At 56.5% G+C, this 24,323-nt stretch carries 21 protein-coding genes, 1 tRNA gene and 1 pseudogene; 6 read left to right on the forward strand and 17 right to left on the reverse strand.

The annotated features are described in order from the left end of the window. Position 1 precedes the first annotated feature (1 nt). The 3 genes from truA to pdxB form a co-directional block, all read right to left on the reverse strand. Entirely contained in the window at positions 2–814 is an 813-nt protein-coding gene (gene truA, locus BFV63_RS15350; RefSeq protein ID WP_048240431.1) for a tRNA pseudouridine(38-40) synthase TruA, read from the reverse strand. Further along, positions 814–1,827 (reverse strand): aspartate-semialdehyde dehydrogenase, encoded by a 1,014-nt coding sequence (locus BFV63_RS15355; protein WP_048240430.1) that lies wholly within the window; start codon positions 1,825–1,827, stop codon positions 814–816. The genes truA and BFV63_RS15355 overlap by 1 nt, the downstream gene beginning before the upstream one ends. 66 nt (positions 1,828–1,893) lie before the next feature. Continuing rightward, positions 1,894–3,030: a 4-phosphoerythronate dehydrogenase PdxB gene (gene pdxB / locus BFV63_RS15360; protein WP_023314591.1), complete on the reverse strand. Its 1,137-nt coding sequence runs from the start codon at positions 3,028–3,030 to the stop codon at positions 1,894–1,896. A 111-nt stretch (positions 3,031–3,141) separates the two neighbouring features. Between pdxB and flk the strand changes: the two genes are divergently transcribed. Beyond that, positions 3,142–4,146 carry a flagella biosynthesis regulator Flk gene (flk, locus tag BFV63_RS15365; protein ID WP_032659659.1) on the forward strand — a complete coding sequence of 335 codons (1,005 nt, stop codon included), beginning with the start codon at positions 3,142–3,144 and terminating at the stop codon, positions 4,144–4,146. An 87-nt stretch (positions 4,147–4,233) separates the two neighbouring features. Here the strand turns inward: flk and BFV63_RS15370 are convergent. Together BFV63_RS15370 and fabB are read right to left on the reverse strand one after the other, a co-directional pair. Beyond that, positions 4,234–5,411, reverse strand: a pseudogene (locus BFV63_RS15370) (arabinose transporter). A 68-nt stretch (positions 5,412–5,479) separates the two neighbouring features. Further along, entirely contained in the window at positions 5,480–6,697 is a 1,218-nt protein-coding gene (gene fabB, locus BFV63_RS15375) for a beta-ketoacyl-ACP synthase I (protein ID WP_003861395.1), read from the reverse strand. A gap of 158 nt (positions 6,698–6,855) precedes the next feature. Between fabB and mnmC the strand changes: the two genes are divergently transcribed. Continuing rightward, the gene (gene mnmC / locus BFV63_RS15380; protein WP_048240429.1) at positions 6,856–8,853 is read left to right on the forward strand and encodes a bifunctional tRNA (5-methylaminomethyl-2-thiouridine)(34)-methyltransferase MnmC2/FAD-dependent 5-carboxymethylaminomethyl-2-thiouridine(34) oxidoreductase MnmC1; all 1,998 of its coding nucleotides are present in this window, start codon (positions 6,856–6,858) and stop codon (positions 8,851–8,853) included. A 58-nt stretch (positions 8,854–8,911) separates the two neighbouring features. Here mnmC and BFV63_RS15385 read toward each other — a convergent pair whose 3' ends face one another. From BFV63_RS15385 to prmB, 6 genes are read right to left on the reverse strand one after another with little or no spacing between them, the layout of a single operon-like run. Next, the gene (locus BFV63_RS15385) at positions 8,912–9,190 is read right to left on the reverse strand and encodes a YfcL family protein (RefSeq protein ID WP_003861391.1); all 279 of its coding nucleotides are present in this window, start codon (positions 9,188–9,190) and stop codon (positions 8,912–8,914) included. A 13-nt stretch (positions 9,191–9,203) separates the two neighbouring features. Then, positions 9,204–9,749, reverse strand: a complete 546-nt coding sequence (locus BFV63_RS15390) for an elongation factor P hydroxylase (protein ID WP_069597564.1) — start codon at positions 9,747–9,749, stop codon at positions 9,204–9,206. Next, positions 9,749–10,558, reverse strand: a complete 810-nt coding sequence (locus tag BFV63_RS15395) for a sulfite exporter TauE/SafE family protein (RefSeq protein ID WP_003861386.1) — start codon at positions 10,556–10,558, stop codon at positions 9,749–9,751. The genes BFV63_RS15390 and BFV63_RS15395 overlap by 1 nt, the downstream gene beginning before the upstream one ends. Next, positions 10,558–11,382 (reverse strand): penicillin-insensitive murein endopeptidase, encoded by an 825-nt coding sequence (mepA, locus tag BFV63_RS15400; RefSeq protein WP_069597565.1) that lies wholly within the window; start codon positions 11,380–11,382, stop codon positions 10,558–10,560. The genes BFV63_RS15395 and mepA overlap by 1 nt, the downstream gene beginning before the upstream one ends. A 2-nt stretch (positions 11,383–11,384) precedes the next feature. Continuing rightward, a complete protein-coding gene (gene aroC, locus BFV63_RS15405; protein WP_003861383.1) occupies positions 11,385–12,470 on the reverse strand; it encodes a chorismate synthase in 1,086 nt (361 codons plus the stop codon). Positions 12,471–12,530: 60 nt separating this feature from the next. Further along, entirely contained in the window at positions 12,531–13,463 is a 933-nt protein-coding gene (gene prmB, locus BFV63_RS15410) for a 50S ribosomal protein L3 N(5)-glutamine methyltransferase (protein ID WP_003861381.1), read from the reverse strand. 145 nt (positions 13,464–13,608) lie between these two features. Between prmB and smrB the strand changes: the two genes are divergently transcribed. Then, complete coding sequence (gene smrB / locus BFV63_RS15415) at positions 13,609–14,160, forward strand: endonuclease SmrB (RefSeq protein ID WP_015572246.1); 552 nt, start codon at positions 13,609–13,611, stop codon at positions 14,158–14,160. A gap of 46 nt (positions 14,161–14,206) precedes the next feature. On the opposite strand, the gene sixA is transcribed toward smrB, so the two are convergent. The 4 genes from sixA to BFV63_RS15435 form a co-directional block, all read right to left on the reverse strand. Next, the gene (sixA, locus tag BFV63_RS15420; RefSeq protein ID WP_003861375.1) at positions 14,207–14,692 is read right to left on the reverse strand and encodes a phosphohistidine phosphatase SixA; all 486 of its coding nucleotides are present in this window, start codon (positions 14,690–14,692) and stop codon (positions 14,207–14,209) included. A 209-nt stretch (positions 14,693–14,901) separates the two neighbouring features. Next, on the reverse strand, positions 14,902–17,049 hold the full coding sequence (gene fadJ / locus BFV63_RS15425; protein ID WP_048240427.1) for a fatty acid oxidation complex subunit alpha FadJ: 2,148 nt from the start codon (positions 17,047–17,049) through the stop codon (positions 14,902–14,904). Beyond that, complete coding sequence (fadI, locus tag BFV63_RS15430) at positions 17,049–18,359, reverse strand: acetyl-CoA C-acyltransferase FadI (protein WP_032609764.1); 1,311 nt, start codon at positions 18,357–18,359, stop codon at positions 17,049–17,051. The genes fadJ and fadI overlap by 1 nt, the downstream gene beginning before the upstream one ends. A 228-nt stretch (positions 18,360–18,587) precedes the next feature. Then, entirely contained in the window at positions 18,588–18,872 is a 285-nt protein-coding gene (locus BFV63_RS15435; protein WP_003861368.1) for a YfcZ/YiiS family protein, read from the reverse strand. Between the two features lie 372 nt (positions 18,873–19,244). Between BFV63_RS15435 and fadL the strand changes: the two genes are divergently transcribed. Then, a complete protein-coding gene (gene fadL / locus BFV63_RS15440; RefSeq protein ID WP_003861367.1) occupies positions 19,245–20,528 on the forward strand; it encodes a long-chain fatty acid transporter FadL in 1,284 nt (427 codons plus the stop codon). Between the two features lie 44 nt (positions 20,529–20,572). Here the strand turns inward: fadL and mlaA are convergent, their stop codons facing one another. Further along, positions 20,573–21,325: a phospholipid-binding lipoprotein MlaA gene (mlaA, locus tag BFV63_RS15445; protein WP_003861365.1), complete on the reverse strand. Its 753-nt coding sequence runs from the start codon at positions 21,323–21,325 to the stop codon at positions 20,573–20,575. 314 nt (positions 21,326–21,639) lie between these two features. On the opposite strand from mlaA, the gene BFV63_RS15450 reads away from it, so the two are divergent. Both BFV63_RS15450 and BFV63_RS15455 read left to right on the forward strand, forming a co-directional pair. Next, complete coding sequence (locus tag BFV63_RS15450; RefSeq protein WP_003861364.1) at positions 21,640–22,569, forward strand: formate/nitrite transporter family protein; 930 nt, start codon at positions 21,640–21,642, stop codon at positions 22,567–22,569. A gap of 75 nt (positions 22,570–22,644) precedes the next feature. Next, positions 22,645–22,716 (forward strand) — tRNA-Arg (locus BFV63_RS15455). A 13-nt stretch (positions 22,717–22,729) separates the two neighbouring features. On the opposite strand, the gene BFV63_RS15460 is transcribed toward BFV63_RS15455, so the two are convergent. Continuing rightward, positions 22,730–24,109, reverse strand: a complete 1,380-nt coding sequence (locus BFV63_RS15460) for a diguanylate cyclase (protein ID WP_003861362.1) — start codon at positions 24,107–24,109, stop codon at positions 22,730–22,732. Between the last annotated feature and the right edge of the window lie 214 nt (positions 24,110–24,323).

The raw sequence follows: 24,323 nt of genomic DNA on the forward strand, positions 1-24,323 counted from the left end.
TTTAGTCCGCTAAAAACAGCGGGCCCATTGGCGGTTTTGGCAGGTCGAACCGGTCCGGATAATCCACCGAAACCAGATACAGCCCTTCCGCTTTCGCCGTTGCTGCCGCAAGCGTTCTGTCCTTCGCTGCAAGCAGTTCTGCAATCCAGCTCTCCGGCTGGTGTCCGGCGCCCACTTCCATCAGGCTGCCCACAATATTCCGCACCATATGATGTACAAAGGCATTGGCTTTGATATCCACCACCACATACGCGCCATACCGACTGACGTTAATGTGCATGACGTTACGCCACGGCGTACGGGACTGACACTGCACCGCACGAAACGACGTAAAATCATTCTCTCCAATCAGACACTGCGCCGCACGCTGCATACGTTCTGCATCCAGCGGTTCATAAAAATGCGTCACGCCCTGGCTTAACACCGCCGGGCGCAGGCGCTGGTTATAGATGACATAACGGTAGCGCCGCGCCGTCGCGCTGAAACGCGCGTGAAAATCATCCGGCACAGCTTTCACCCAACGCACGGCAATGTCACCAGGCAAATTCGCATTTACACCCAGCGTCCAGGCCGCGTCTTTGCGCACGGAGGTGGTGTCAAAATGCACCACCTGCCCCGTGCCGTGAACGCCGGCATCGGTGCGGCCCGCGCAGAAGACGCTTATCGGTTCATTCGCTACCTGAGAGAGCGCTTTCTCCAGCTTCTCCTGGACGCTGCGCACCTCATTCTGCCGCTGCCAGCCATAGTATTTACTGCCATCGTATTCAATGCCGAGGGCAATTCTGTGGACCGGCTTTTGTTCCACATCTGACATCAGTACAGATACTCCTGCACCAGTTTTTCCGCGATTTTGACCGCCATCAGCGCGCCGCCGAAACGCACGTTGTCGGCAACAGACCAGAACTGCACCTGCTCAGGCATACCGTAATCGTTACGCACACAGCCCACAGAGAGATGCGCGCTGCCGGTGGCGTCGCACACCTGCGTCGGGAATTCGCTCTCTTCGGACAGGACAATGTCCTCTCCGCGGCCAAACGCGTCGCGGGCTTCTTCAGCCGCCAGCGGACGCAGGGCTTCAAACCCGACCATCTGCGCGTGGCCGTAAAAGACCGGAGACTGCACGACATTCGCGGAGATCATCAGCCCGTCATCCTGCAAAATTTTGCGTGCTTCATCGACGATACGACGCTCTTCCCGCACCGAACCTTCACGATCCGGCAGTAGCGGCAGCATGTTGAACGCCAGCTGGCGGCCAAAGAAATCATCTTCGTCGATCGGGATACCGTTCAGCAGCTTCGCGCTCTGCCCTGCCAGTGCGTCTACGGCTTTTTTGCCGTTAGCGGAGGCTGACAGCAGGCTGGTCACGGAAATACGCGACAGGCCACCGTCGTCGATCAGCGGCTTCAGCGCGGTCAGCAGCTGGCTGGTGAGGCTGTTCGGTACTGCAATGATGTTGCGGTTGCGGTAGTCAGCCAGCACAAACGGGTTGACGTCCGGCACCACCAGCGGCACATCCGGCTCCAGGGAGAACAGGCCGCTCAGGTCGATCACCAGACAGCCTGAATTTGTCGCTTCTTCAATGTAAGACGCCGTGGCTTGCGCACCTGCGGCAAAAAACGCCAGCTGAGCCTGCGTCCAGTCAAACGCGGCGGCGTCCTGCACCATCAAGGATTTCCCGCCGAAACGCAGCTGTTCTCCTGCGCTGTCGGTACGCGCCAGTGCGTAAATCTCACCCACCGGGAACTGACGCTCAGCAAGGGTTTCAAGCAGGGCTTCGCCCACGGCGCCAGTGGCACCCAAAATGGCAATGTTCCAGCCTTCAGACATGGTGGTTTACTCCAGAAATAAAAAGCGTCCCTGCCGGAACATCCGACAGGGAGCATTAAGAAGACATTAACGTGCCGGGTGGTGAACGGCGTTAAATCCCAGTTTATGCAGCAGCCCCGCCGCTGACGCGTCATCGCACATGACATACAGGGAAGACCACTCGCGGCGCTCAAGGTAATTTTTGCGTAGCTTGTCAAACTCACCCGGAATACCCGCCACTTTACGCAGCAGCGCGTCATCGCGGCGCACATCATACACCAAATGCACCAGTCTTTTCAGCGTTGCCTCATCCAGCAGGCCATGAAGGGTAATGCGGCCAAATTCCGGGGCGGGCAGCAGCGTATCCAGCGCCACCTGCTGCGGATGGCCGATAAAGGCGCTGTAAGCCTCAAACACCTGGGTTGTGCCACGCGCTTTGCCTTCAAGGGTATAACCCGCGATATGTGCGGTACCCACGTCTACCTTATCCAGCAATGCGACGTTGAGATCAGGCTCTGGCTCCCAGACGTCCAGCACGACGCTAAGCTCTTGTCCTTCGTCGAGACATGCCAGCAGCGCCGCGTTATCCACCACCGGTCCCCGGCAGGCATTTATCAGAATAGTGCCAGCCTTCAGACGGCGGATCAGCTTTTCGTCGGCCAGGTGCAGGGTCTTATACGGCCCCTCTTTAAAGAGCGGCGTATGGAAGGTGATGACGTCGCACTCGTCGACCAGCTCATCCAGTGTGCGGAAGTCGCCTTCATCACCGTTATCCTTACGCGGCGGATCGCACAGCAGGGTGCGGATTCCCCAGGCTTCCAGACGCTTTTGCAGACGTCCGCCCACGTTGCCCACACCCACAATCCCGACGGTGCGATCTTTCAGCGTAAAACCATCGCGCTCGGCCAGCATCAATAGCGAGGAGAAAACATATTCCACGACGGCAATGGCGTTACAGCCTGGCGCCGCGGAAAAACCAATCCCCGCCTGCTTAAGCCACTGGTCATCCACATGATCGGTCCCGGCCGTTGCCGTCCCGACAAATTTAACCCCTTTGCCGGTGAGCAGCGCCTCATTTACTTTAGTCACCGAGCGCACCATCAGGGCGTCTGCATCGTCCAGTTCGCTGACCGGAATCGGGCGACCAGGGACAGCCTTAACCTCACCCAGGCGGCTGAACAGCTCACGGGCGTAAGGCATATTTTCATCAACGAGGATTTTCACGTCTGAGTACCTGTTTGAGAGGAAGTAAACCTGCCAAGTGTGCCATAATCTCGCCGCCGGGCATATATCTCCGCCCGGTTACGCAGAGTTTGACTTTAAGGATTTTTGACGATGCAGCCCATTTCAGGTACGCCTCCGCGCCCTCCGGGTGAAGGCCCCGTAACGCCCAACACGCCAGGCGAACAACCGCTCTCCACGCAGCAACGCACCGTACTGGAGCGTCTGATCACGCGTCTTATTGCGTTGACCTCACAGCAAAACGCAGAGGTGTGGGCCGGCGTGAAGCACGATTTGGGCGTCAGAAACGATGCGCCGCTACAGTCGCGCCATTTCCCTGCCGCCGAACAAAACCTGAACCAGCGTCTTACCAGCGCACAGCAGCAACATACCACCCGCCAGATTATCTCGCAGCTGACCGAGCTGTTGGGCCAGGGGAATAATCGCCAGGCGGTGAGTGATTTTATCCGTCAACAGTACGGTCATACCGCCCTGAGCCAGCTTTCGCCGGAACAGCTGAAAACCGTGTTGACCCTGCTGCAAAGCAATCAGCTTTCTATCCCGCAGCCGCAACAGCGCCCGTCTACAGAACGGCCATTGCAGCCTGCGGAGCATAATACGCTCAAGCAGATGGTCACTAAGCTGGCTGCCGCAACCGGCGAACCAACAAAGCTTATCTGGCAATCCATGCTGGAACTTTCCGGTGTGAAAGCGGGCGAGATGATCCCGGCAAAACAGTTTACCCATCTGGTCACCTGGCTCCAGGCGCGTCAGACGCTCAGCACCCAGAGCGCCCCGACCCTGCACAGCGTACAGGCGGCGCTGAAACAACCGCTGGAACCGCACGAGTTCGATACGATCCGGGATTACGCTCAGCAGAGCTGGCAGGCTACGCCGCAAACGGTGCTGACCACCGCCCAGGTGCAGGATGTGCTCAATCAGATCTTTGTTCGCCGCGCCGAGCGGGAAGGCGGCGTGCCGGAGGTAAGAAACATTCAGCCGATCTACAGCCCGCTGTTTGCCCCCGTAGTTGATACGTTCAAAACGCTTTCTGCCCGTCCGGGATTGATGTTGATCGCGTTGGTGATTGCGCTGGCGATTTTCTGGCTGGTTGCGTGAGGATTTGCCCGGTGGCGCTTCGCTTACCGGGTCTACAACGGCTCGAACCGTAGGCCGGGTAAGGCGAAGCCGCCACCCGGCAACATACTACCGCTTGCGAAACGCCACCATCGTCACCACAATCCCCACCACCGCTGACACCGCACCGGCGAGAAATACGGAAGGATAGCCAAACGACGTTGCAAGCAGCCCCGCCAGCGGCCCGGTGATGCCGTATGAGATATCCTGAAACGCCGCATAGCCGCCCAGCGCCGTGCCGCGCACCTGCGGAGCCACGCGCTTCACCACTTCAACGCCCAGCGCCGGGAAGATCAGCGAGCAGCCGCAGCCGGTTAACGCCGCACCCAGCAGCGCAACGGATGCAGAGGGCGCCTGCCAGAGCAGTACCAGACCCACGGTCTCAATGACAAGTGACGACACGGCCACCTTCACGCCGCCAAAGCGATCCGGCATCCAGCCAAACAGCACGCGCATCAATACAAACGCGCCGCCAAAGGCCGTCAGCGTAAAGCCCGCCATCGCCCAGCCGCGGCTCATGAAATAGAGGGAGACAAAGGTACCAATAACCGCGAAGCCCACCCCCTGAAGCGCCAGCCCAAGCCCCGGCTGCCAGATTTGCCCCACCACGCTCCACAGCGAAGGACGCTCGCCTTTATGGGCGGGCACCTTACGCACCGAACCGTTAAACGCCCACGCCAGCAGCGGCAATACCATGGTGGTGCCTGCCAGCGCCGCAAAACCAAACTGGCTGTGGATCAGCAGCCCCAGCGGCGCGCCTGCCGCCAGTGCGCCGTAAATCGCCATCCCGTTCCAGGACATCACTTTTCCGGAACGCGCAGGTCCCACCAGCCCCATTCCCCAGGTCAGGGTGCCGGTCAGCAGCTGGCTTTCGCCAAAGCCGAGGATCAGGCGCCCTACCACCAGCAGCGCGAATTTATACGCTGCATCTATTGGCAACAGCGCCGCCAGCAGCCAGGCTCCCCCGCCAGCCCGCAGGCAAACATGCCCTGCAACGCCGAGCGTTTTGCGCCGTGCTGATCCGCCAGGCGACCGGCGTAGCCCCGGGTTAATACCGTCGCTAAAAACTGAATGCCCACCGCAATGCCGACCATGGTGTTGCCATAGCCCAGCTCCTGGTGAACGAACAAGGGGATCACCGGCAGCGGCAGGCCAACCGTCATATAGGTCAGAAACACCGCAAAGGCGATGCGGAAAAGGGAAAGGTTCCCGGAAGGAGCGCTCTTCTCAGGGGTAACAGCCTTCATGCATAACTCCGTGTTCAGGCATAAAAAAAGGGAGCCGCGCGGCTCCCTTCTACTATACCTTCAAACGCTTACGCTTTCAGCTTACGCATCACCAGCGTGGCGTTGGTGCCGCCGAAACCGAAGCTGTTGGACATAACGGTCGTCAGCTCACGTTCGGTGGTTTCAGTCACGATGTTCAGGCCAGCCGCCTGCTCGTCCATCTCTTCGATGTTGATGCTTGGCGCGATAAAGCCGTTTTCCAGCATCAGCAGAGAGTAGATCGCTTCCTGCACGCCCGCCGCGCCCAGAGAGTGACCGGTCATGGCTTTGGTTGCAGAGATAGCCGGGCTGTTGTCGCCGAACACTTCACGGATCGCACCCAGCTCTTTCACGTCGCCTACCGGCGTTGAGGTGCCGTGGGAGTTCAGGTAGTCGATTGGAGTATCAACACCGTGCATCGCCATCTTCATGCAGCGCACCGCGCCTTCACCGGATGGAGCAACCATGTCAGCGCCGTCAGACGTTGCGCCGTAGCCCACGATCTCAGCATAGATGTGCGCGCCACGCGCCAGCGCGTGTTCCAGCTCTTCAACCACAACCATACCGCCGCCGCCAGCGATAACAAAACCGTCGCGGTGTGCATCATAAGTACGGGACGCTTTGTCTGGCGTTTCGTTGTATTTAGTGGACAGTGCGCCCATCGCGTCGAACTCACAGGCCATTTCCCAGCCCAGCTCTTCGCCACCGCCAGCAAATACGATGTCCTGTTTGCCCAGTTGGATCTGCTCAACCGCATTACCGATACAGTGTGCGGAGGTCGCACATGCGGAGCTGATGGAGTAGTTCACACCGTGGATTTTGAACGGCGTTGCCAGGCACGCGGAAACCGCTGAACCCATGGCTTTGGTCACAACATATGGACCGACCGCTTTCAGGCCGCGCGGGCTGCGCATGGCGTCAGCACCGAACACCTGAGCTTTAGAAGAACCGCCGGAACCTGCAATCAGGCCCACGCGTGGGTTGTTCTGGTAAACGTCTTCGCTCAGACCAGAATCCTTGATCGCTTCCTGCATGGAAAGATAGGCGTAGATAGAGGCATCGTTCATGAAACGAACCACTTTACGGTCAATTAAACCGGTGGTGTCCAGTTTAACGTTACCCCATACGTGGCTACGCATTCCAGAATCTTTAAACTCTTCAGAGAAAGTGATCCCGGAGCGTCCTTCACGCAGAGATGCCAGGACTTCCTGCTGGTTATTACCGATGCTGGAAACGATGCCCAGGCCAGTAATCACTGCACGTTTCATTCAATACCTCTGTAAGTCGCACTATAAAAAGTTTCGAGTCGCACAATAGCGTACACTTGTACGCCGAACAAGTCCGATCAGCCATTTTCTGTGGAAATTTGCACCGATGGGCTCACATCGCTAAGATCGTGCCACTGCCTGTCGGACGAGTAACTTACGTGAAACAAAACGCCATACAACCTGCCAACCTCGAATTCAACGCTGAGGGTACACCTGTTTCCCGAGATTTTGATGACGTCTACTTTTCTAATGATAACGGACTGGAAGAGACGCGCTATGTCTTCCTCGAAGGAAATCATCTCAGCACCCGCTTCCCTGAACATCCGCGCAGGCTGTTCGTCGTGGCGGAGAGCGGTTTCGGCACCGGGCTGAATTTTCTGACCCTCTGGCAGGCATTCGATTGTTTTCGCGCTGCATACCCCGAGGCTACCTTACAAAGATTACATTTCATCAGTTTCGAAAAATTTCCGCTTACCGCGCACGATCTGCGGCTTGCCCATCAGCGCTGGCCGGAGCTTGCCCACTGGGCGGAACAGCTTCAGACCCAGTGGCCACCGGCTATCGGCGGCTGTCATCGTCTGATTCTGGATGACGGACGCGTCACCCTCGACCTGTGGCTGGGCGATATTAACGACCTGACCGATAAGCTTGATGACTCAATGAATCAGAAAGTGGACGCCTGGTTCCTGGACGGTTTTGCGCCCGCTAAAAACCCGGACATGTGGAGCCCGCACCTGTTCAGCGCCATGGCACGTCTGGCGCGCCCGGGCGCGACGCTTGCTACCTTCACCTCCGCGGGCTTTGTCCGTCGTGGGTTGCAGGAGGCGGGGTTTACCATGCGGAAAACCAAAGGCTTTGGCCGCAAACGCGACATGCTGGTCGGGGTGATGGAACAGGATCTGGCGATCCCGGCGCAGGCCCCCTGGTTTGCCCGCCGCGCCAGCACCTCGCGTGAGGTCGCTATTGTGGGCGGGGGTATTGCCAGCGCCCTGCTCTCGCTGGCGCTGCTGCACCGTGGCTGGCAGGTGACGCTCTACTGCGCTGACGAGGCGCCGGCGACGGGCGCATCAGGCAACCGTCAGGGCGCGCTTTATCCCTTATTAAGTGCACACGATCCGGCACTGTTCCAGTTCTTCCCGGCGGCGTTTACGTTTGCTCGCCGCCTTTACGATAGCCTGCCTGTTGCGTTCGACCACGACTGGTGCGGCGTGACGCAGCTCGGCTGGGATGAGAAGAGCCAGCAGAAAATCACACAAATGCTGTCGCTGGGGCTGCCGGAGGACATCGCCCATGCAGTGACGGCACAGCAGGTTGCTGAGACCGCTGGTGTCGACACCGGCTGCGGCGGAATTCAGTATCCACTCGGCGGCTGGCTATGTCCGGCTGAACTGACTTCTGCGGCGATAGCCCTCGGGCAGTCGCGTGGGTTGACAGTGCATTATGCCCATAAGGTTCAATCGCTAAGCCGCACTGCGCACTGGGAACTGCGTTTCGCTGACGGTAAAGAGGCCCAGCATGCCAGCGTTGTGCTGGCCAACGGACATCATATCAGCCAGTTTACCCAGACAGCATCATTGCCGGTTTATCCAGTCGGCGGCCAGGTGAGCCATATCCCGACTGCGCCCCAACTGAGCAAACTGCGTCAGGTGCTGTGTTACGACGGCTACCTGACGCCGCAAAATCCCTCCAACGGCCATCACTGCATCGGCGCCAGCTACCATCGCGGTGAAACAGATATGCATTACAGCGAAGCGGATCAGCAGCAAAACCGCCAGCGCCTGGTCGACAGTTTTCCGGATGCGTCGTGGGCGAAAGAGGTTGATGTCAGTGAGGGTCAGGCGCGCTGCGGCGTACGCTGCGCGACCCGCGATCACCTGCCGATGGCGGGAAACGTGCCGGACTATGACGCCACGCTTGAAGTCTATCAGGATCTTGCAGACAGCAAAGAAACGGCGGTAAGTGCGCCCGTTCACCCCGAGCTGTTTATGCTGGGTGGCTTAGGCTCGCGGGGATTGTGCTCCGCGCCGCTGCTGGCTGAAGCGTTAGCCGCGCAAATGAGCGACGAGCCGGTTCCGCTGGACAGGGTTACGCTCGCGGGGCTGAATCCAAACCGACTGTGGGTGCGGAAATTGCTGAAGGGGAAAATGGTCAAGTAGGGTGCGGTCTGGTGCCCTCACCCCGGCCCTCTCCCTGTGGGAGAGGGCGGTGATACACTTACTTCGCTTTCGCCTGCTGGAACAAATTATCCCACATGCCCAGCACTAAAGACTGGTCGCGCGGAGAGAGTTCCCCGGCCTGAATAGCGTTTTCCAGGCTGCGAGTGACTTCCGCGTGAACGGCGTCGGCAGAGTGATCGTCCCCGGCTTCCAGCGCGGCTACCGCCAGCGTCAGGTGACCACGCAGATAACCGCTGGCGAACAGCTCATCATCACTGGCGTGTTCCACCATGTCATCAATTAACGCCAGAATGCGTGATTCAAATTCTGCGATCATCTTCTTTCCTCTGTTAAAGATCTTCCGGCCACGGGAAGCGTTCCGCCGTGATCTCCGGCGTGTGGTAATAATTCTGTAAAGCCTCGATCAGGCGTGCCGGACGTGCCGGGATGCCTTTCTCAAGATATTCCATCACCTGCGCATGAACGCGGCGCTGGAAGACGATACGGTCTGGCTCGAAGTCGCCTTCGAGGTTGTCACAGCTCACGTTGAACGGGAAACCCGCCGCCACGCATAACAGCCATTCCAGCGCCTGGGGTTTCACCTCCACATCTTCAAACTGCCCCTGGGTGGCGGCGTCGCGCCCGTCCGGGCAGTACCAGTAACCAAAGTCCACCAGCTCGCGACGCGCTTTCCCGGCGATACACCAGTGCGAAATTTCGTGCAAACCGCTGGCGTAAAAGCCGTGGGCAAAGATGATGCGGTTATACGGAACCTCGTCATCAGCTGGAAGATAGATCGGTTCGTCGTCGCCTTTAATCAGACGGGTATTAAAATCATCAGCAAAACAGCTATCGAAGATCTCAATCAGCTGTTCGTAGTTATGCGTACTGTTCATTAGTTCATCCCCAACCAGGTGAGGATCTCCTGTCCATGGCTGTCATAAAGAAGTTTGGCGCTCATCACCGCCGAGACGACAACAATCATCGGGCGGATCAGCTTTTGCCCTTTGCTTAATACCAGACGCGAGCCTGCGCGCGCGCCCAAAAACTGCCCTGCCATCATCACAAACCCGGTTGCCCAGATAACCTTGCCGCCAATGATAAACAGCAGCAGACCGCCAACGTTGGAGGTCGCGTTGAGGACTTTGGCGTGGGCGGTGGATTTGGCGAGGTTGAACCCGGCCAGCGTCACGAATGCCAGCGCGTAAAACGAGCCTGCCCCCGGGCCAAAGAAGCCATCGTAAAAACCGACGCAGCCACCGGCGATCAGCGCAAACGGCAGGCCGTGAAGGCGACGCTGTCGATCTTCTTCCCCGAGCTTTGGCATGAGTAAGAAATAGAGGCCGATACAGATAACCAGCAGCGGCAGGATCTGGCGCAGAATGTCGGACTGTACGTGCTGGACCAGCAGCGCGCCCGCCGTTGAGCCAATAAACGTCATCAGGATATTGAGCTTCTGATCGGCGAGATTCACAACTTTACGCCGAATGAAATAGAGCGACGAGGAGAGCGAACCGCCGCATGCCTGGAGTTTGTTGGTGGCAAGCGCCTGGGCAGGGCTCATGCCTGCCGCCAGCAACGCCGGAACGGTGAGCAACCCGCCGCCGCCCGCCAGGGCATCGATAAATCCGGCTAACATTGCAACAAAAAAGAGCACCGCCAGCAGCAGCGGTGACACCATGAACAGGTCGACGAAATTATCCATTAAAGTACATGCTCATCCAGTAGCGCCTGGCAGGAAGGCGGCAACGGAGGCGGTGTCTTCTTCTCAGGCTTAGAGGTTCCAGGCTTGGCTGGTTCAAACCAGCTTTGCAGTTCGTAACCACAACCATCGCCAGGCGGTGGCAGCGGCTGATCTTCACATTCCAGGCTGTTCGCCGGGCAGCGCAGGCGAACATGCATATGGGCACGATGCTGGAACCACGGGCGCACTTTACGCAACCAGTCGCGATCCGTTCCCGCATCCAGGCAAAGCTGCTGCTTGATGGCCGGATTAACAAAGATCCGCGTGACGTCGTTATCCTTTGCCGCCAGCTTAATCATGCTGGAAATTTCCGGCGACCATCGCGAGGCGACGACACGTTTACCGTCGGCCGAGACCAGATCCAGCACCTGCGGTTTCAGCAGTTGCGCTGAGCTCCAGCGCGTTTTCGGCAATTGCAGGAAGATATCCACATCCAGTCCGGTCTGGTGGCTGGCGTGACCGCCGTTAAAGCGGCCACCGGCAGGCATCCCCATATCGCCAATCAGCATCGTGCCCAGCCCCAGATTATGCACCTGGTTGCCAAGACGCTGAATAAAAAGCACCAGGTCAGGATGGCCGAAATAACGGCGCTGGTCGGTGCGCATCACCTGATAGGTATCCGATTGCAGCGGAAGTTCCTGCGCGCCGACGATACACCCGTTGGAGAAAGCGCCAATGGACTGCGCGCTCCCCGCTACCGGATGGGTGATTTTCTGCCACGGCGTAGCGGCCAGGCTTGCTCCACTGACCAGCAGCGCCAGCAGAGCGATTGCGGTTTTTTTCATAGTTACCAGCGTGGAATGGTGGTCGTCACATCCGCATTCTGCGCGCGCTGGCGCAGGAAGTGATCCATCAGCACGATCGCCAGCATCGCTTCTGCGATCGGTACCGCGCGGATCCCCACGCACGGATCGTGACGCCCTTTGGTGATCATCTCAACTTCATCGCCAGCGCGGTTAATCGTGTGGCCCGGCACGGTAATGCTGGACGTGGGCTTCAGCGCGATATTGGCAATAATTTGCTGCCCGCTGCTGATGCCGCCCAGAATGCCGCCCGCATGGTTGCTCTGGAAACCCGCCTTCGTGATTTCGTCGCGGTTCTGGCTGCCGCGAAGCTTAACCACGTCAAAACCGTCGCCGATTTCAACGCCTTTCACCGCGTTGATGCTCATCAGCGCGTGGGCGATGTCGGCGTCAAGGCGGTCAAATACCGGCTCGCCCCAGCCAGCCGGCACGCCGTCGGCTACCACGGTGACTTTCGCACCAATGGAATCGCCCTCTTTTTTCAGGCCACGCATCAGCTCATCCAGCGCGTCCAGCTTGTCGGCATCGGCGCAGAAGAACGGGTTAAGTTCTACCTGATCCCAGTCTTTGATTGCCAGCGGAATGTCGCCCATCTGGGTCAGACAGCCGCGGATAACGATGCCGAATTTCTGCTGGAGATATTTTTTGGCAATCGCCCCTGCCGCCACGCGCATCGCGGTTTCACGTGCGGAAGAACGTCCGCCGCCGCGATAGTCGCGAAAGCCATATTTTTGTTCGTAGGTGTAATCAGCGTGGCCCGGACGGAAGACGTCTTTAATCGCGCCGTAGTCCTGAGAACGCTGATCGGTGTTTTCAATCAGCAGACCAATGCTGGTCCCGGTGGTACGGCCTTCAAATACGCCGGAGAGAATTTTGACCTGGTCCGGCTCGCGACGCTGCGTGGTGTAGCGAGAGGTACCCGGACGCCGACGGTCAAGGTCATGCTGTAAATCGGCTTCGGTCAGTTCGATGCCTGGCGGGACGCCATCAACGATACAACCCAGTGCCAGACCGTGCGACTCGCCAAAGGTGGTCACACGGAATACCTGTCCAATACTGTTTCCTGCCATCACGGCTCCGATGTTGTTGTTTGTGTTTGAGCGTTGTGAAACGGGCCGAAGCCCGCTGGATTAATCTTTGTAAATACTGAAGTATTCGCGTGCATCAAGCAGCTGCGCCTTGGTCAGCATAAAGACGCCGTCACCGCCGTTGTCGAACTCAAGCCAGGTGAACGGCACATCCGGGTACTGCTCTATCAGATGTACCATGCTGTTGCCCACTTCACAAATCAGAACGCCGTCGTCGGTCAGATAATCCGGCGCGCAGGCCAGGATGCGGCGGGTCAGCTTCAGCCCGTCAGAGCCGGACGCCAGACCCAGCTCCGGCTCGTGACGGTACTCGTTCGGCAGGTCGGACATGTCTTCTGCATCCACGTACGGCGGATTGGTGACGATCAGGTCGTATTGCAGCGTCGGCAGGTCGCGGAACAGGTCAGAGCGGATAGGCGTGACGTGATGAATCAGCCCGTGCTCTTCAATGTTGTGTTCGGTGACGGCCAGCGCGTCGGTGGAGATATCGACGGCGTCCACTTCCGCTTCCGGGAAGGCGTACGCGCAGGCAATGGCGATGCAGCCGCTGCCGGTGCACATATCAAGAATGTGCTGCGGCTGATGGTTAATCAGGCCGTCAAAGTGGTTGTTGATCAGCTCGCCAATCGGCGAGCGCGGCACCAGCACGCGTTCATCAACATAGAACTCATGGCCGCAGAACCAGGCTTTGTTGGTCAGGTAAGCCACCGGAATGCGCTCGTTCACGCGACGGATCACGCGCTCAACGATGCGGTGTTTTTCGCTGGAGGTCAGGCGCGCGGTGCGCATGTCTTCCGGAATATCCAGCGGCAGATAGAGAGACGGCAGCACCAGCTGAACGGCCTCATCCCACGGGTTATCCGTACCGTGGCCGTACCAGATATTGGCGGCGCTGAAGCGGCTAACCGACCAGCGCAACATGTCCTGTATGGTATGCAGCTCGTTTACTGCTTCATCGACAAAAATTTTATCCACTCTTTCCTCCAGGGCATGCTCGCATAATTTTCGGCGGCTAGTTTGCCATGAAGACGGCGATAAATCAGCAATGACGCGTGTCGCTTGAGGTTAAAAAATGCGTTTAGTCGGGTACACTATCGGAAATACGAGATGAGAATGACGAATGAAAAAGAAAACATCGCTCAGCGAGGAGGATCAGGCTCTCTTCCGCCAGCTGATGACCGGGACGCGTCAAATCACGCACGACACCATTGTCCATCGCCCGCAGCGTAAAAAAGTCAGCGAGGTTCCGGTCAAACGTCTGCTCCAGGAGCAGGCCGATAACAGCCACTATTTTTCAGATGAGTTTCAGCCGCTGCTCAATACTCAGGGTGCGGTGAAATACGTGCGCGAAGACGTCAGCCATTTTGAACTGAAAAAATTACGCCGGGGAGATTACTCGCCGGAGCTGTTCCTCGATCTGCATGGGTTGACCCAGATGCAGGCGAAACAGGAGCTGGGGGCGTTGATCGCGGCATGTCGTCGCGAGCATGTTTTTTGCGCCTGCGTAATGCACGGCCACGGCAAACATATTCTTAAGCAACAGACACCGCTGTGGCTGGCTCAGCACCCGCACGTGATGGCGTTTCATCAGGCACCCAAAGAGTACGGCGGAGATGCCGCATTGCTGGTATTGATTGAAGTGGAGGAGTGGCAGCCGCCAGAGTTGCCCTGACAGGATGGCGGGAGGCACGCTGCACCCCGCCATATCGCACGTCACGTCAGATGGCTTTTGCCATCTTCAGGTTGCACGGACTCATTTGCCAGTTAAAGACCCCTTTGCCGGTTTCGTCGAGGGTGACGTTGGCAATGGCGGACGTAGTGAACATCGGTGGCGTTTCGCCCGGGCACAGCTCAGATACCAGATAGCCGACCAGCGGCAGGTGGGAAATGACCAGTGCGGAAGCGACACCTTCATTGCACAGCGCCTGAAGATAAGCACTGACAAGGCCAACATCGCCACACGGCGTAAGTTCAGGGAGCACATCCACACTGGATGGCAGGTTCATACACTCCCCTACCACATCCAGCGTCTGTTCTGCCCGCAGGAACGGACTCACCAGAACGCGTTCAATGTCCACTTTTTGACCTTTAAGCCATGTCGCCATCTGACGGGATTCGTCGCAGCCACAGACGGTTAAAGGACGTACTGAGTCACTGGCGGCATCGAGTGCCGCGTCGCCGTGACGCATGATAAAAACTTGCATATTGCACCGCTTTTGTTAACCAGAATCACCGGCGTTGACTACCCGCGATTAATGCTCTGAGGTAGAAAACCCGATGGCCGGGCATTGTGCCTGATCCATTCGGTGAATGAAACGCTGTTTTTTACCTCAATGGCGTAAGTATAGTCAATCTCTGTTTACAATTTCGCCAGAACAGGTTCCATCACCTCAGGATTTACCCTTCTTTGACTTCAGTTTACGCAATCAGTTTCCCTTACGGGCCAGAATGTCTGACCCCGTTCCGCCATCTGCAATAATTCGTCACAAGGTGTAAACCGTGGACCATATTGCGAGGCCAGACGTTGCAGAATCGCAACCACTTCACCCGCCCCGAGGGTATCCATATACCGGAACGGACCGCCAAGGAATGGCGGAAAACCGATACCAAACACGGCGCCGATGTCGCCGTCGCGTGCGCTCTTGATCACCTGCTCACCAAAGCAGCGCGCCGCTTCATTGAGCATCATCATTACGCAGCGCTCAGCACACTGAACCGCCGACAATTTTGCCTGACCCGTGACAGGAATAAGCGCATAAACCGAAGGGTCGACCTGTTTCTTGCTTTTACGCCCTTTCGCGGCGTAAAGATAGAAACCGCGTTCATTTTTTCTGCCTTTGCGATCGTCCTTCAAAATTGCAGAAACAAAGTTTGCAGGCGGCGCAAAACGATCGCCATAAGCCGCTTCCAGCACAGGGATAATTTTAGTCCCCGTATCAATTCCTACCTCATCCAAAAGTTGGATTGGGCCGACGGGGAAACCAAACTTCACCAGAGCGTCATCGACGTGCTCAATTTTCTCCCCTTCCGTCAGCAACCGCATCGCTTCGTTAATGTACGGCGCCAGAATGCGGTTGACGTAGAAGCCGGCTTTGTCCGCGACCACAATCGGGGTTTTGCCCTGTTTTTTCGCCAGCTTCACCACGGTGGCAATAGTTTGCGGGCTGGTTGTGGCATGCGGGATAACCTCCACCAGCGGCATTTTTTCGACAGGGCTGAAATAGTGCAGCCCTATTACCTTCTCCGGGCGCACGGCTTTCGCCGCGATGTCGCCGATCGGCAAAGACGAGGTGTTTGACGCGAAAATGGTGTGCGGCGCGCAGTGCTGTTCAACGTCCGCCACCATCTGCTGCTTAAGGGCCAGATCTTCGAACACGGCTTCAATCACCAGATCGCGGTGTGCAAACCCACTGTAGTCGGTGGCGCCAGTGATCATCGCGAGGGTTTTATCGCGCTCACTGGCCTTGATATGGCGGCGTTTCACTTTGCGATCAAGGTTCTGCCAGCTGTACTGCAACGCGTGGTTGATACCCTTAGGGTTGATATCTTTGATACGTACGGGCAATTTGCCTTTGCTGGCGGTGACAAATGCGATGCCGCCGCCCATCAGCCCACCACCCAGAACGCCAATGGCGCGCAGCGGAGCCGGTTCAGCTTCACTGCCCGGATCTTTTTTAACCTCCGTGCTGGCAAAGAAAATGCCGCGCAGCGCCTGCGACTGCGGCGTCATCGCCAGCTCGCCAAAGGCTTTCGCTTCCGCAGCATAACCGCTGCTGCTGCCCTGCGATAAACCGGTTTCAATCACCTTCAGAATGCGCGTCGCTGCCGGATAGTTCCCTTTGGTTTTTTGCTCGGTTTTTTTACCCACCATATTGAACAGCAGCGTGCGCCCCAGCGGCCCGGCGAGGATACGCTCGCGCACCGGCAGAGGGCGTTTCGCCTGACGACCTTTCAGCGCCCGCTCAACGGCGGCCTCAAGCAAGATGGCGTGCGGAACGACCTCATCAACCAGACCCGTCTTTAACGCCTGACGGGCGCGCAGCTGTTTACCGGTTAAAATCATCTCCAGCGCCGTACTGACGCCCACCAGACGCGGCAGGCGCTGCGTGCCACCTGAACCGGGCAGCAATCCAAGCTGTACCTCCGGCAGTCCGAGTACCGTTTTCGCATCGTCGGTACAAATGCGGCTGTGACAGGCCAGCGCCAGCTCAAGCCCACCGCCCAGGCAGGCCCCGTGGATCGCAGCGACAACGGGTATCGACAGCGCATGGATCTCCGCCATTACCTGCTGCCCCTGACGCGCCAGGTCTTCTGCTTCCTGAGCGCTTTTCGCCCGGGCAATCATGTTGATATCGGCCCCGGCAATAAAGTTATCCGGCTTTGCCGAGATAAATACCAGGCCACGTATCGCTTTGTTTTCGCGGATCTGTCTGAGCATCGCACGCACCTGAACGCCGAACTCGGCCTTCAGGGTGTTCATCTTTTCGTCGGGTACATCAATGGTGATAACAGCCACGTTATCAAGGCGAACAGCCAGGTTAAATGCAGATGTCGTTTCCATTATTCAGCCTCCAGAACCATTGCTGCACCCAGGCCGCCCGCCGCACAGGCGGTAACGAGACCAAAACCGCCGCCGCGGCGACGCAGCTCGTGCAAAGTCTGGGTTATCATTCTCGCGCCGGTCGCCGCAAATGGATGGCCGTAGGCGATGGATCCGCCAAGCACGTTAAACTTACTCTGATCCACTTCGCCGGTCGCGTGGGCGCGGCCCAGTACATCGCGCGCGAAGCGCTCGCTTGCCAGCAGCTGAATGTTTGCCAGGGTTTGTGCGGCAAAGGCTTCGTGCATATCGATCAGGGTTAAGTCAGCCAGCGTCAACCCCGCACGCTCCAGCGCCAGGGGCGTGGACCAGGCCGGACCGAGCAGCATGTCCTGCCAGACATCAATGGCGGTAAAGGCGTAGCTACGCAAATAGCCCAGCGGTGTGATGCCAAGCTCTTTCGCCCGGGATTCCGTCATCAGGATCACGGCGGCGGCACCGTCCGTCAGTGGCGTACTGTTGGCCGCCGTAACGGTGCCATGTTTACGATCAAACGCCGGGCGCAGTTTTGCGTAATCCTCCAGCGTCGAGGTGCCACGGATATTGTTATCTTCCACCAGCGGTTCGCGGAAAGGCGGGATATAAGCCGTCATAACCTCGTCGGCAAGTTTGCCTTCCGACCAGGCCTTCGCAGCGAGCTGATGCGAGCGATGCGCCAGTGCATCCTGCTGTTCGCGGGTAATACCGTAGGTTTTTGCCATCTGCTCGGCAGTGTCGCCCATACGCAGGCCGGTGGAGTATTCAGCAACGGCAGGTGGCACGGGCATGAGGTCACGCAGGCGTAAACGCGAGAAGAGTTTAAGCTTTGCACCGGTAGTGCGAGCTTTGTTGGCATCCACGAGGATGCGGGCCAGCTGTTTGCTGACGCCGATGGGCAGCACGGAGGAGGAATCCGCGCCGCCGGCGATCCCCGCGCGAATGGTCCCCGCCATCAGGCTTTCCGCCACGTTCGCCACCGCCTGGAAACTGGTGGCGCAGGCGCGGCTGACGCTGTAGGCGTCGGTATGAACATTCATGCCGGTGCCCAGCACGATTTCACGCGCGATATTGGGCGCTTCCGGCATCTGCACCACCTGGCCGAAAACCAGTTGCTCAATAACCTCTGGCGGGATCTCGCTGCGAGCCAGCATCTCCCCCACTACCATTTTTCCCAGATCGACTGCCGGTATACCGTGAAACGCGGTTGCCTGACGCGCAAACGGCGTACGTAACCCGCTGATAATGGCAATGCGGTCACCGTGTCGGGTGATAAGCGGTAATGCCTGACTCATAACACTCCCCTGTAAAAAAATTTTGCGCGCACATTAAGTGGTCTGACCTGATAACAGTCTTAACTATTTTTTTACATTGAGCCAATCGGGGAAGCGAAAAATTGCGAGCTAAGGCACAGAGAAGAAAAAGAAAATGCCCCTGCATGGCAGAGGCATTTGTGAGATTTGTTGCCGGGTTGCGGCGTTGCCTTACCCGGCCTACACGATCATAGGCCCGTGCAAAAAGTATTAACGCAGGCCTAACTGGAAGATCAGCGTTTCTGCTTCGCAGGCGAACACAAAGTCGATATCCAGCTGCACGCCGCCTTCCACTTCCGTGAAGGTGGATTTGATTTCACACGGATCGGATTCGACTTCACGCGCGCGCTGGCTCAGCGCGGCCAGCGTCTCTTCCGCTTCAGCACGGTTAGGGAATACGCGGCTGTAAGAGGCGGTGCAATCGGTGTTGTCCATAATGGTGCCAACATCCATACAGCAGCAAACCGGGGTTTCATCAGCACTGCATTTACTCATAGCTCAATTTCCTCTGTATTCGCGCAGGGCGCGAGATAAACACGATGCGTCTATTTTACGCCCCCGGACGAGCCCCCTCCAGCCGTTAATGGCGCAAAATCGGATAAGTGAGCAATATCACACTAAAAAATGATCTAAAACAAAATTCCCCTTTTCAGAGGAATCGCACTGGTCACAATTTTGCCAACCAGATCTCGTTTCAAGAAACATATCTGAAAATATTAATAAACAAACTTGCAACATCCCAGCTGGTCAGACCTATACTCTCGCCACTGGTCTGATTTGTAAGTCATACCTCAGACCCTACACTTCGCGCTCCTGTTACGGTATGTAACAATTATTGAATAAAAATAACTCAATGAGGTTATGGTCATGAGCCAGAAAACCCTGTTCAAACAAACTGCTTTAGCAGTTGCAGTGGCAATCGTCTCAACGTCCGCCTGGTCAGCGGGCTTCCAGTTAAACGAATTTTCTTCCTCTGGCCTTGGCCGTGCGTATTCCGGGGAAGGTGCGATTGCCGATGACGCAGGCAACGCGAGCCGTAACCCGGCGCTGATCATGATGTTTGATCGCCCTACCTTCTCTGCCGGTGCGGTTTACATCGATCCTGATGTCAATATTTCTGGCAAATCTCAGTTCACCGGCGCAGATCTGAAGGCGGATAACATTGCGCCGACCGCGTGGGTGCCTAACCTGCACTTTGTTGCGCCAATCAATGAACAGTTTGGTTGGGGTGCCTCTGTCACCTCTAACTATGGCCTGGCAACGGAGTTCAATAACAACTATCCGGCCGGGGAATACGGCGGTAAAACCGACCTGACGACCCTGAACCTCAACCTGAGCGGCGCATATCGTCTGAACGATAACTGGAGCTTTGGTCTGGGCTTTGATGCTGTCTACGCCGATGCAAAAATCGAGCGTTACTCCGGGGAGCAAACTGCTGCGCTGCCGAAAAACAGCAATAAAATTGCCAGCCTGAAAGGCGATGAATGGGGCTACGGCTGGAACGCCGGTATCCTGTATGAACTGGATAAAAACAACCGCTGGGGTCTGACCTACCGCTCAGAAGTGAAGATTGACTTCGATGGCGATTACAAAAGCGGCATCCTGAGCCCAGTCAACGGTATGGTACCGGGCGCAGGCACCACCATTCCATGGGGTACCTCGAATCAAACCGTACCGGGTTCACTGTCACTGCATCTGCCAGAAATGTGGGAAGTGTCAGGTTATAACCGCGTTGCGCCGCAGTGGGCTATTCACTATAGCCTCGCGTATACCAGCTGGAGCCAGTTCCAGGAGCTGAAAGCCACCGGCAGCAACGGCCAGACGCTGTTCTATAAAGACGAAAGCTTCCACGATGCTTACCGTATCGCACTTGGTACGACCTATTATATGGATGACAACTGGACGTTCCGTACTGGCGTGGCATTTGATGACAGCCCGGTACCGGCAGATAAGCGTTCTATCTCCATTCCGGATCAGGACCGTTTCTGGGTGAGTGCGGGGGCAACCTACGCGTTCAACGAGAATGCCTCTATCGACGCGGGCGTGTCGTACATGCATGGACAGAAAGTGACCTTCCAGGAAGGCCCTTACGAGTTTACCTCTGAAGGTAAAGCCTGGCTGTTTGGTACCAACTTCAACTACGCGTTCTAATTCCAACACGATTAAAAAAGGTGAGCATCGCTCACCTTTTTTATTTATTCCGAATCGATATCTTTTAATTCGTTCTCGATGGCTTTCGCGTTCGGATTATCTTCCGGCTTCAGCTTACCGCCGTTGGCTATAAAGTCATGGTTCTGGAAGTAGGCCTCGCGGACCATGATGTACGGATCGGAAGACTGACGCAGCAGACCGTCAGAGTCCAGCAGTTGCGCACGTGTTTCAATTCCTTCCACGGTCCATTTACCAATCGACAGCGGCCAGGTGAGCCATGACAGCACCGGATACAACGTATCCACCATGTCGCCGCCATCATCACGCACGGTAAAGCTGCCGTAGAATGGCAGGTGCACATACGGCCCATAACCTACGCCATAATGCCCCAGCGTGCTGCCGAAACGGTGCGGCTGTTCACGCTGTAATTTCGGGTTCGCCATGCCCGCGACATCAATTAAGCCGCCCATACCCAGCAGGGAGTTCAGGAAGAAGCGGGTGAAATGCACCATCCCCTGATACGGGTCGCCCTGGAGGAAGTAGTTGACCATAACCGCTGGCTCTTCCAGGTTACTGGTAAAGTTGCTCAGCCCGTTACGCGCCGGCTGCGGAACGTAGTCACGCCATGCCACGGCAACCGGACGAACCAGATACGGATCCAGCACATTATAGTTAAAGCTGTACATTGAACGGTTAAATCCTTCGAGAGGATCGGAGCGTCCCGTTTGCTCGCCAGAGCTGGCGCAGCCCACAAGCATTGTTACGCCCAGCGCAAGCGCCGACAGCCGAAGCTTCATAAATTTCTCCCTGTTCAATATGGCTATCGTTGAATGCCATCTGTGACGGAGCCGGTGATGCTCCGCCTGAAACGTGCAAGTGATTGTAACAGCACGCTTACCGATGTCTACGAGGACAATGACGACCCGCTCGCGTCATCACGCTAATTTCAGCATAGCCTGTCTTTCAGAATTCGTTTCGCTGGCAATTTTATATTGGCTTTGAAAGAGATGTCTCACCTTTATTGCCATTTACAGCAATTTAAGAGCATCCCCACGGGCAAGGCGCTAAAAGCCGCTACGCTTAAATGAGCAATTACCCCGAAGGAGCTGTTATGAAAGACATTAACGAAGAAAAAATTGGCGAGAACAATGAAGAACTTGAGATTGAAAGTGAGGAGAAAGACCGGGGAGAAGAGATAGAAGTCGACGAAGATCGCCTGCCGTCACGCGCCATGGCTATTCATGAGCATATTCGCCAGGACGGGGAAAAAGAGATGGAGCGCGACGCGATGGCCCTGCTGTGGTCAGCCATTGCAGCCGGTCTGTCAATGGGCGCCTCTTTGCTCGCCAAAGGGATATTTCACGTTCAGCTGGAAGGCGTACCGGGCGGGTTTTTGCTGGAAAATTTAGGCTACACGTTCGGCTTTATTATCGTCATTATGGCGAGACAGCAGCTTTTTACGGAGAATACCGTCACTGCCGTACTGCCCGTCATGCAAAATCCGACCCTCGGTAATTTCGGTTTACTGATGCGCCTGTGGAGCGTCGTGCTGCTGGGGAACCTCATCGGTACGGGTATAGCCGCCTGGGCGTTCGAGTATATGCCAATATTTGATGAACCGACCCGCGACGCATTTGTGAAAATTGGCATGGATGTGATGAAAAACACGCCGGTTGAAATGTTCTCTAATGCTATAATTTCCGGCTGGATCATCGCCACTATGGTGTGGATGTTCCCCTCAGCGGGCAGCGCGAAAATCGTGGTGATTATCCTGATGACCTGGCTTATCGCACTCGCCGATACCACGCACATTGTTGTCGGAACCGTTGAAATCCTTTATCTGGTATTTAACGGCACACTCCACTGGAGCGACTTTTTCTGGCCGTTCGCCCTGCCAACCCTCGCAGGCAACATTTGTGGCGGGACCTTTATCTTTGCGCTGTTGAGCCATGCGCAAATCCGTAACGACATGTCCAACAAGCGTAAGGCCGAGCTTAAGGCTCAGGAAAAAAAGGATAAAACTGCCGAAAAATCGGCGTGAACGGTGACTCTTTGACCAGTCAGGCGGCAATGCGCTTAACGAAAAGTGTAAATAACGCTATACTCTTGCCGCTTCGTCCCCTTAGTTAAATGGATATAACGAGCCCCTCCTAAGGGCTAGTTGCAGGTTCGATTCCTGCAGGGGACACTTCTGTCTTTCCTTACGCCCCCTTCCAAAGCTCCACGCAGTTTCGGCCACGCCGTTTCGCGCCGTATAAGGCTTCATCCGCCGCCTGAATCAATCGCTCGTAATCGGGATGCCCGTTGAACATCGCCACGCCTATCGAGAGGGAGAGCGGGATAATATCGCCGGTTGGGGAGTTAACCTTGATTTTTTCCACCCGCCTGCGGATACGCTCGGCGATTCGCAGCGCGTCCACCTCTGAGATTTCCGTTAGCACAATCAGAAATTCATCGCCGCCGTAGCGAAAAACGTAATCACAGGTTCGCACGTTGTCGTAGAACGCGCCGGAGACTTTTCGCAGGATCTCGTCCCCGGTATTGTGCCCCCAGGTATCGTTGATTTGTTTAAATTTGTCGACGTCAATCAGCAGCGTCGAGAGCTTTGTTCCCGCCCGGGTGGCATGCAGGATTTCGCGTTTGAAGATGGTTGGCAGGAAACGGCGATTCAACAGGCGGGTCAGGACATCAACCCCCACCTCGTGTCGCGACACTTCGTCAAACAGTTCGCGCAAAAGCGTGATGATTTGCGAGAGCGTATTACGCATTCGCTGCAAGAATTTATCCCGCTGCGCTTTATCACTCAGACCCTGCCCTGAAAGACGGACCTCGTTAAAAAGGTCATCGAATTCCTGAATCAGACGAGAGATATGACCAGCCTCAGCGATCCCGCTGAAATAGTGCCGACCTTTATGGCTAAACCACAGTCCAAATTCAGACTGCCCCAGCGGCAGACTGTTGCCGATACTGGAATTAAGCGTGATCTTATACAGAAGCACCATTTCCCATGACAGCAGCGCCGCGGTCTGTCTCTCCTTCTCCTCTTCTGCGTTCTCCATTAAGGAAAAGATGCGGTAATTTTCGTCCTCTTTCGCCGCATTGTTCTCGCTAAATACATAGGCCCGCGACATCACTTCCATGGCCAGATCGATACTGTTAATCGCGTAGTGATAAATATGCAGCTTCACCTCAGGCGAATGGGCGCTGGTAGTAATGACAGGTAACAGCAGCTTTTTCAGAACACGGAAGCCCATTTCAACTAAATCAACCGAAATACCAATACGGGCATGAACATCCGCAGCGCGCTGCTGCGCCCGCATCTGCTCTTCAACCTGCTCCACACGGCATGAGAGCACATCAATAAGCCAGCGACGAAGCGCCTCCTGAAGCTGCCTCTCCACCTGTTCGGTGGTCAGGAATTCAGCTGCCGACGGATCTGCCAGCACAACACGATAGAATTCAGCGACCAGGGGCGTTGCGTTGTCCCTGGCAAGCTCAGTCGCAAGCCGATGCACATCGGGATCGGTTTCATTAATTAGCTTCACCCATTCTTCTTTCACCGTTTGCAGGTAGGTTTCCATGGTCTGCACCTTCAGGAGGCATGCGGGAACGCAGATTTAACAATAGCAAAATCAAACCACTCCGCAATTGCCGCTTTTTTAAACAAAAACGAGTGATAGCTCATAATGTATAACGGTGCTACATTATGCCGCCCACCCAAGTCAGCAATGGCCAGGCAACGTCGTAAAGAACGGTAAAGCCTGCAACCATGACCTCGTCCTACGGTCTTAATGG

It is taken from the genome of Enterobacter hormaechei subsp. xiangfangensis, assembly GCF_001729785.1.
Lineage (GTDB): Bacteria > Pseudomonadota > Gammaproteobacteria > Enterobacterales > Enterobacteriaceae > Enterobacter > Enterobacter hormaechei_C.

Bases quoted from the DNA above. Each gene is read 5' to 3' on its own strand.
- BFV63_RS15355 (WP_048240430.1), bottom strand. From the start codon at position 1,827: ATGTCTGAAGGCTGGAACATTGCCATTTTGGGTGCCACTGGCGCCGTG.
- mlaA (WP_003861365.1), bottom strand. From the start codon at position 21,325: ATGAAGCTTCGGCTGTCGGCGCTTGCGCTGGGCGTAACAATGCTTGTG.
- BFV63_RS15390 (WP_069597564.1), bottom strand. From the start codon at position 9,749: ATGAACAGTACGCATAACTACGAACAGCTGATTGAGATCTTCGATAGC.
- aroC (WP_003861383.1), bottom strand. From the start codon at position 12,470: ATGGCAGGAAACAGTATTGGACAGGTATTCCGTGTGACCACCTTTGGC.
- BFV63_RS15435 (WP_003861368.1), bottom strand. From the start codon at position 18,872: ATGAGTAAATGCAGTGCTGATGAAACCCCGGTTTGCTGCTGTATGGAT.
- BFV63_RS15395 (WP_003861386.1), bottom strand. From the start codon at position 10,558: ATGGATAATTTCGTCGACCTGTTCATGGTGTCACCGCTGCTGCTGGCG.
- truA (WP_048240431.1), bottom strand. From the start codon at position 814: ATGTCAGATGTGGAACAAAAGCCGGTCCACAGAATTGCCCTCGGCATT.
- sixA (WP_003861375.1), bottom strand. From the start codon at position 14,692: ATGCAAGTTTTTATCATGCGTCACGGCGACGCGGCACTCGATGCCGCC.
- fabB (WP_003861395.1), bottom strand. From the start codon at position 6,697: ATGAAACGTGCAGTGATTACTGGCCTGGGCATCGTTTCCAGCATCGGT.
- smrB (WP_015572246.1), top strand. From the start codon at position 13,609: ATGAAAAAGAAAACATCGCTCAGCGAGGAGGATCAGGCTCTCTTCCGC.
- BFV63_RS15460 (WP_003861362.1), bottom strand. From the start codon at position 24,109: ATGGAAACCTACCTGCAAACGGTGAAAGAAGAATGGGTGAAGCTAATT.
- BFV63_RS15385 (WP_003861391.1), bottom strand. From the start codon at position 9,190: ATGATCGCAGAATTTGAATCACGCATTCTGGCGTTAATTGATGACATG.
- fadL (WP_003861367.1), top strand. From the start codon at position 19,245: ATGAGCCAGAAAACCCTGTTCAAACAAACTGCTTTAGCAGTTGCAGTG.
- mepA (WP_069597565.1), bottom strand. From the start codon at position 11,382: ATGAAAAAAACCGCAATCGCTCTGCTGGCGCTGCTGGTCAGTGGAGCA.
- BFV63_RS15450 (WP_003861364.1), top strand. From the start codon at position 21,640: ATGAAAGACATTAACGAAGAAAAAATTGGCGAGAACAATGAAGAACTT.
- fadI (WP_032609764.1), bottom strand. From the start codon at position 18,359: ATGAGTCAGGCATTACCGCTTATCACCCGACACGGTGACCGCATTGCC.
- fadJ (WP_048240427.1), bottom strand. From the start codon at position 17,049: ATGGAAACGACATCTGCATTTAACCTGGCTGTTCGCCTTGATAACGTG.
- flk (WP_032659659.1), top strand. From the start codon at position 3,142: ATGCAGCCCATTTCAGGTACGCCTCCGCGCCCTCCGGGTGAAGGCCCC.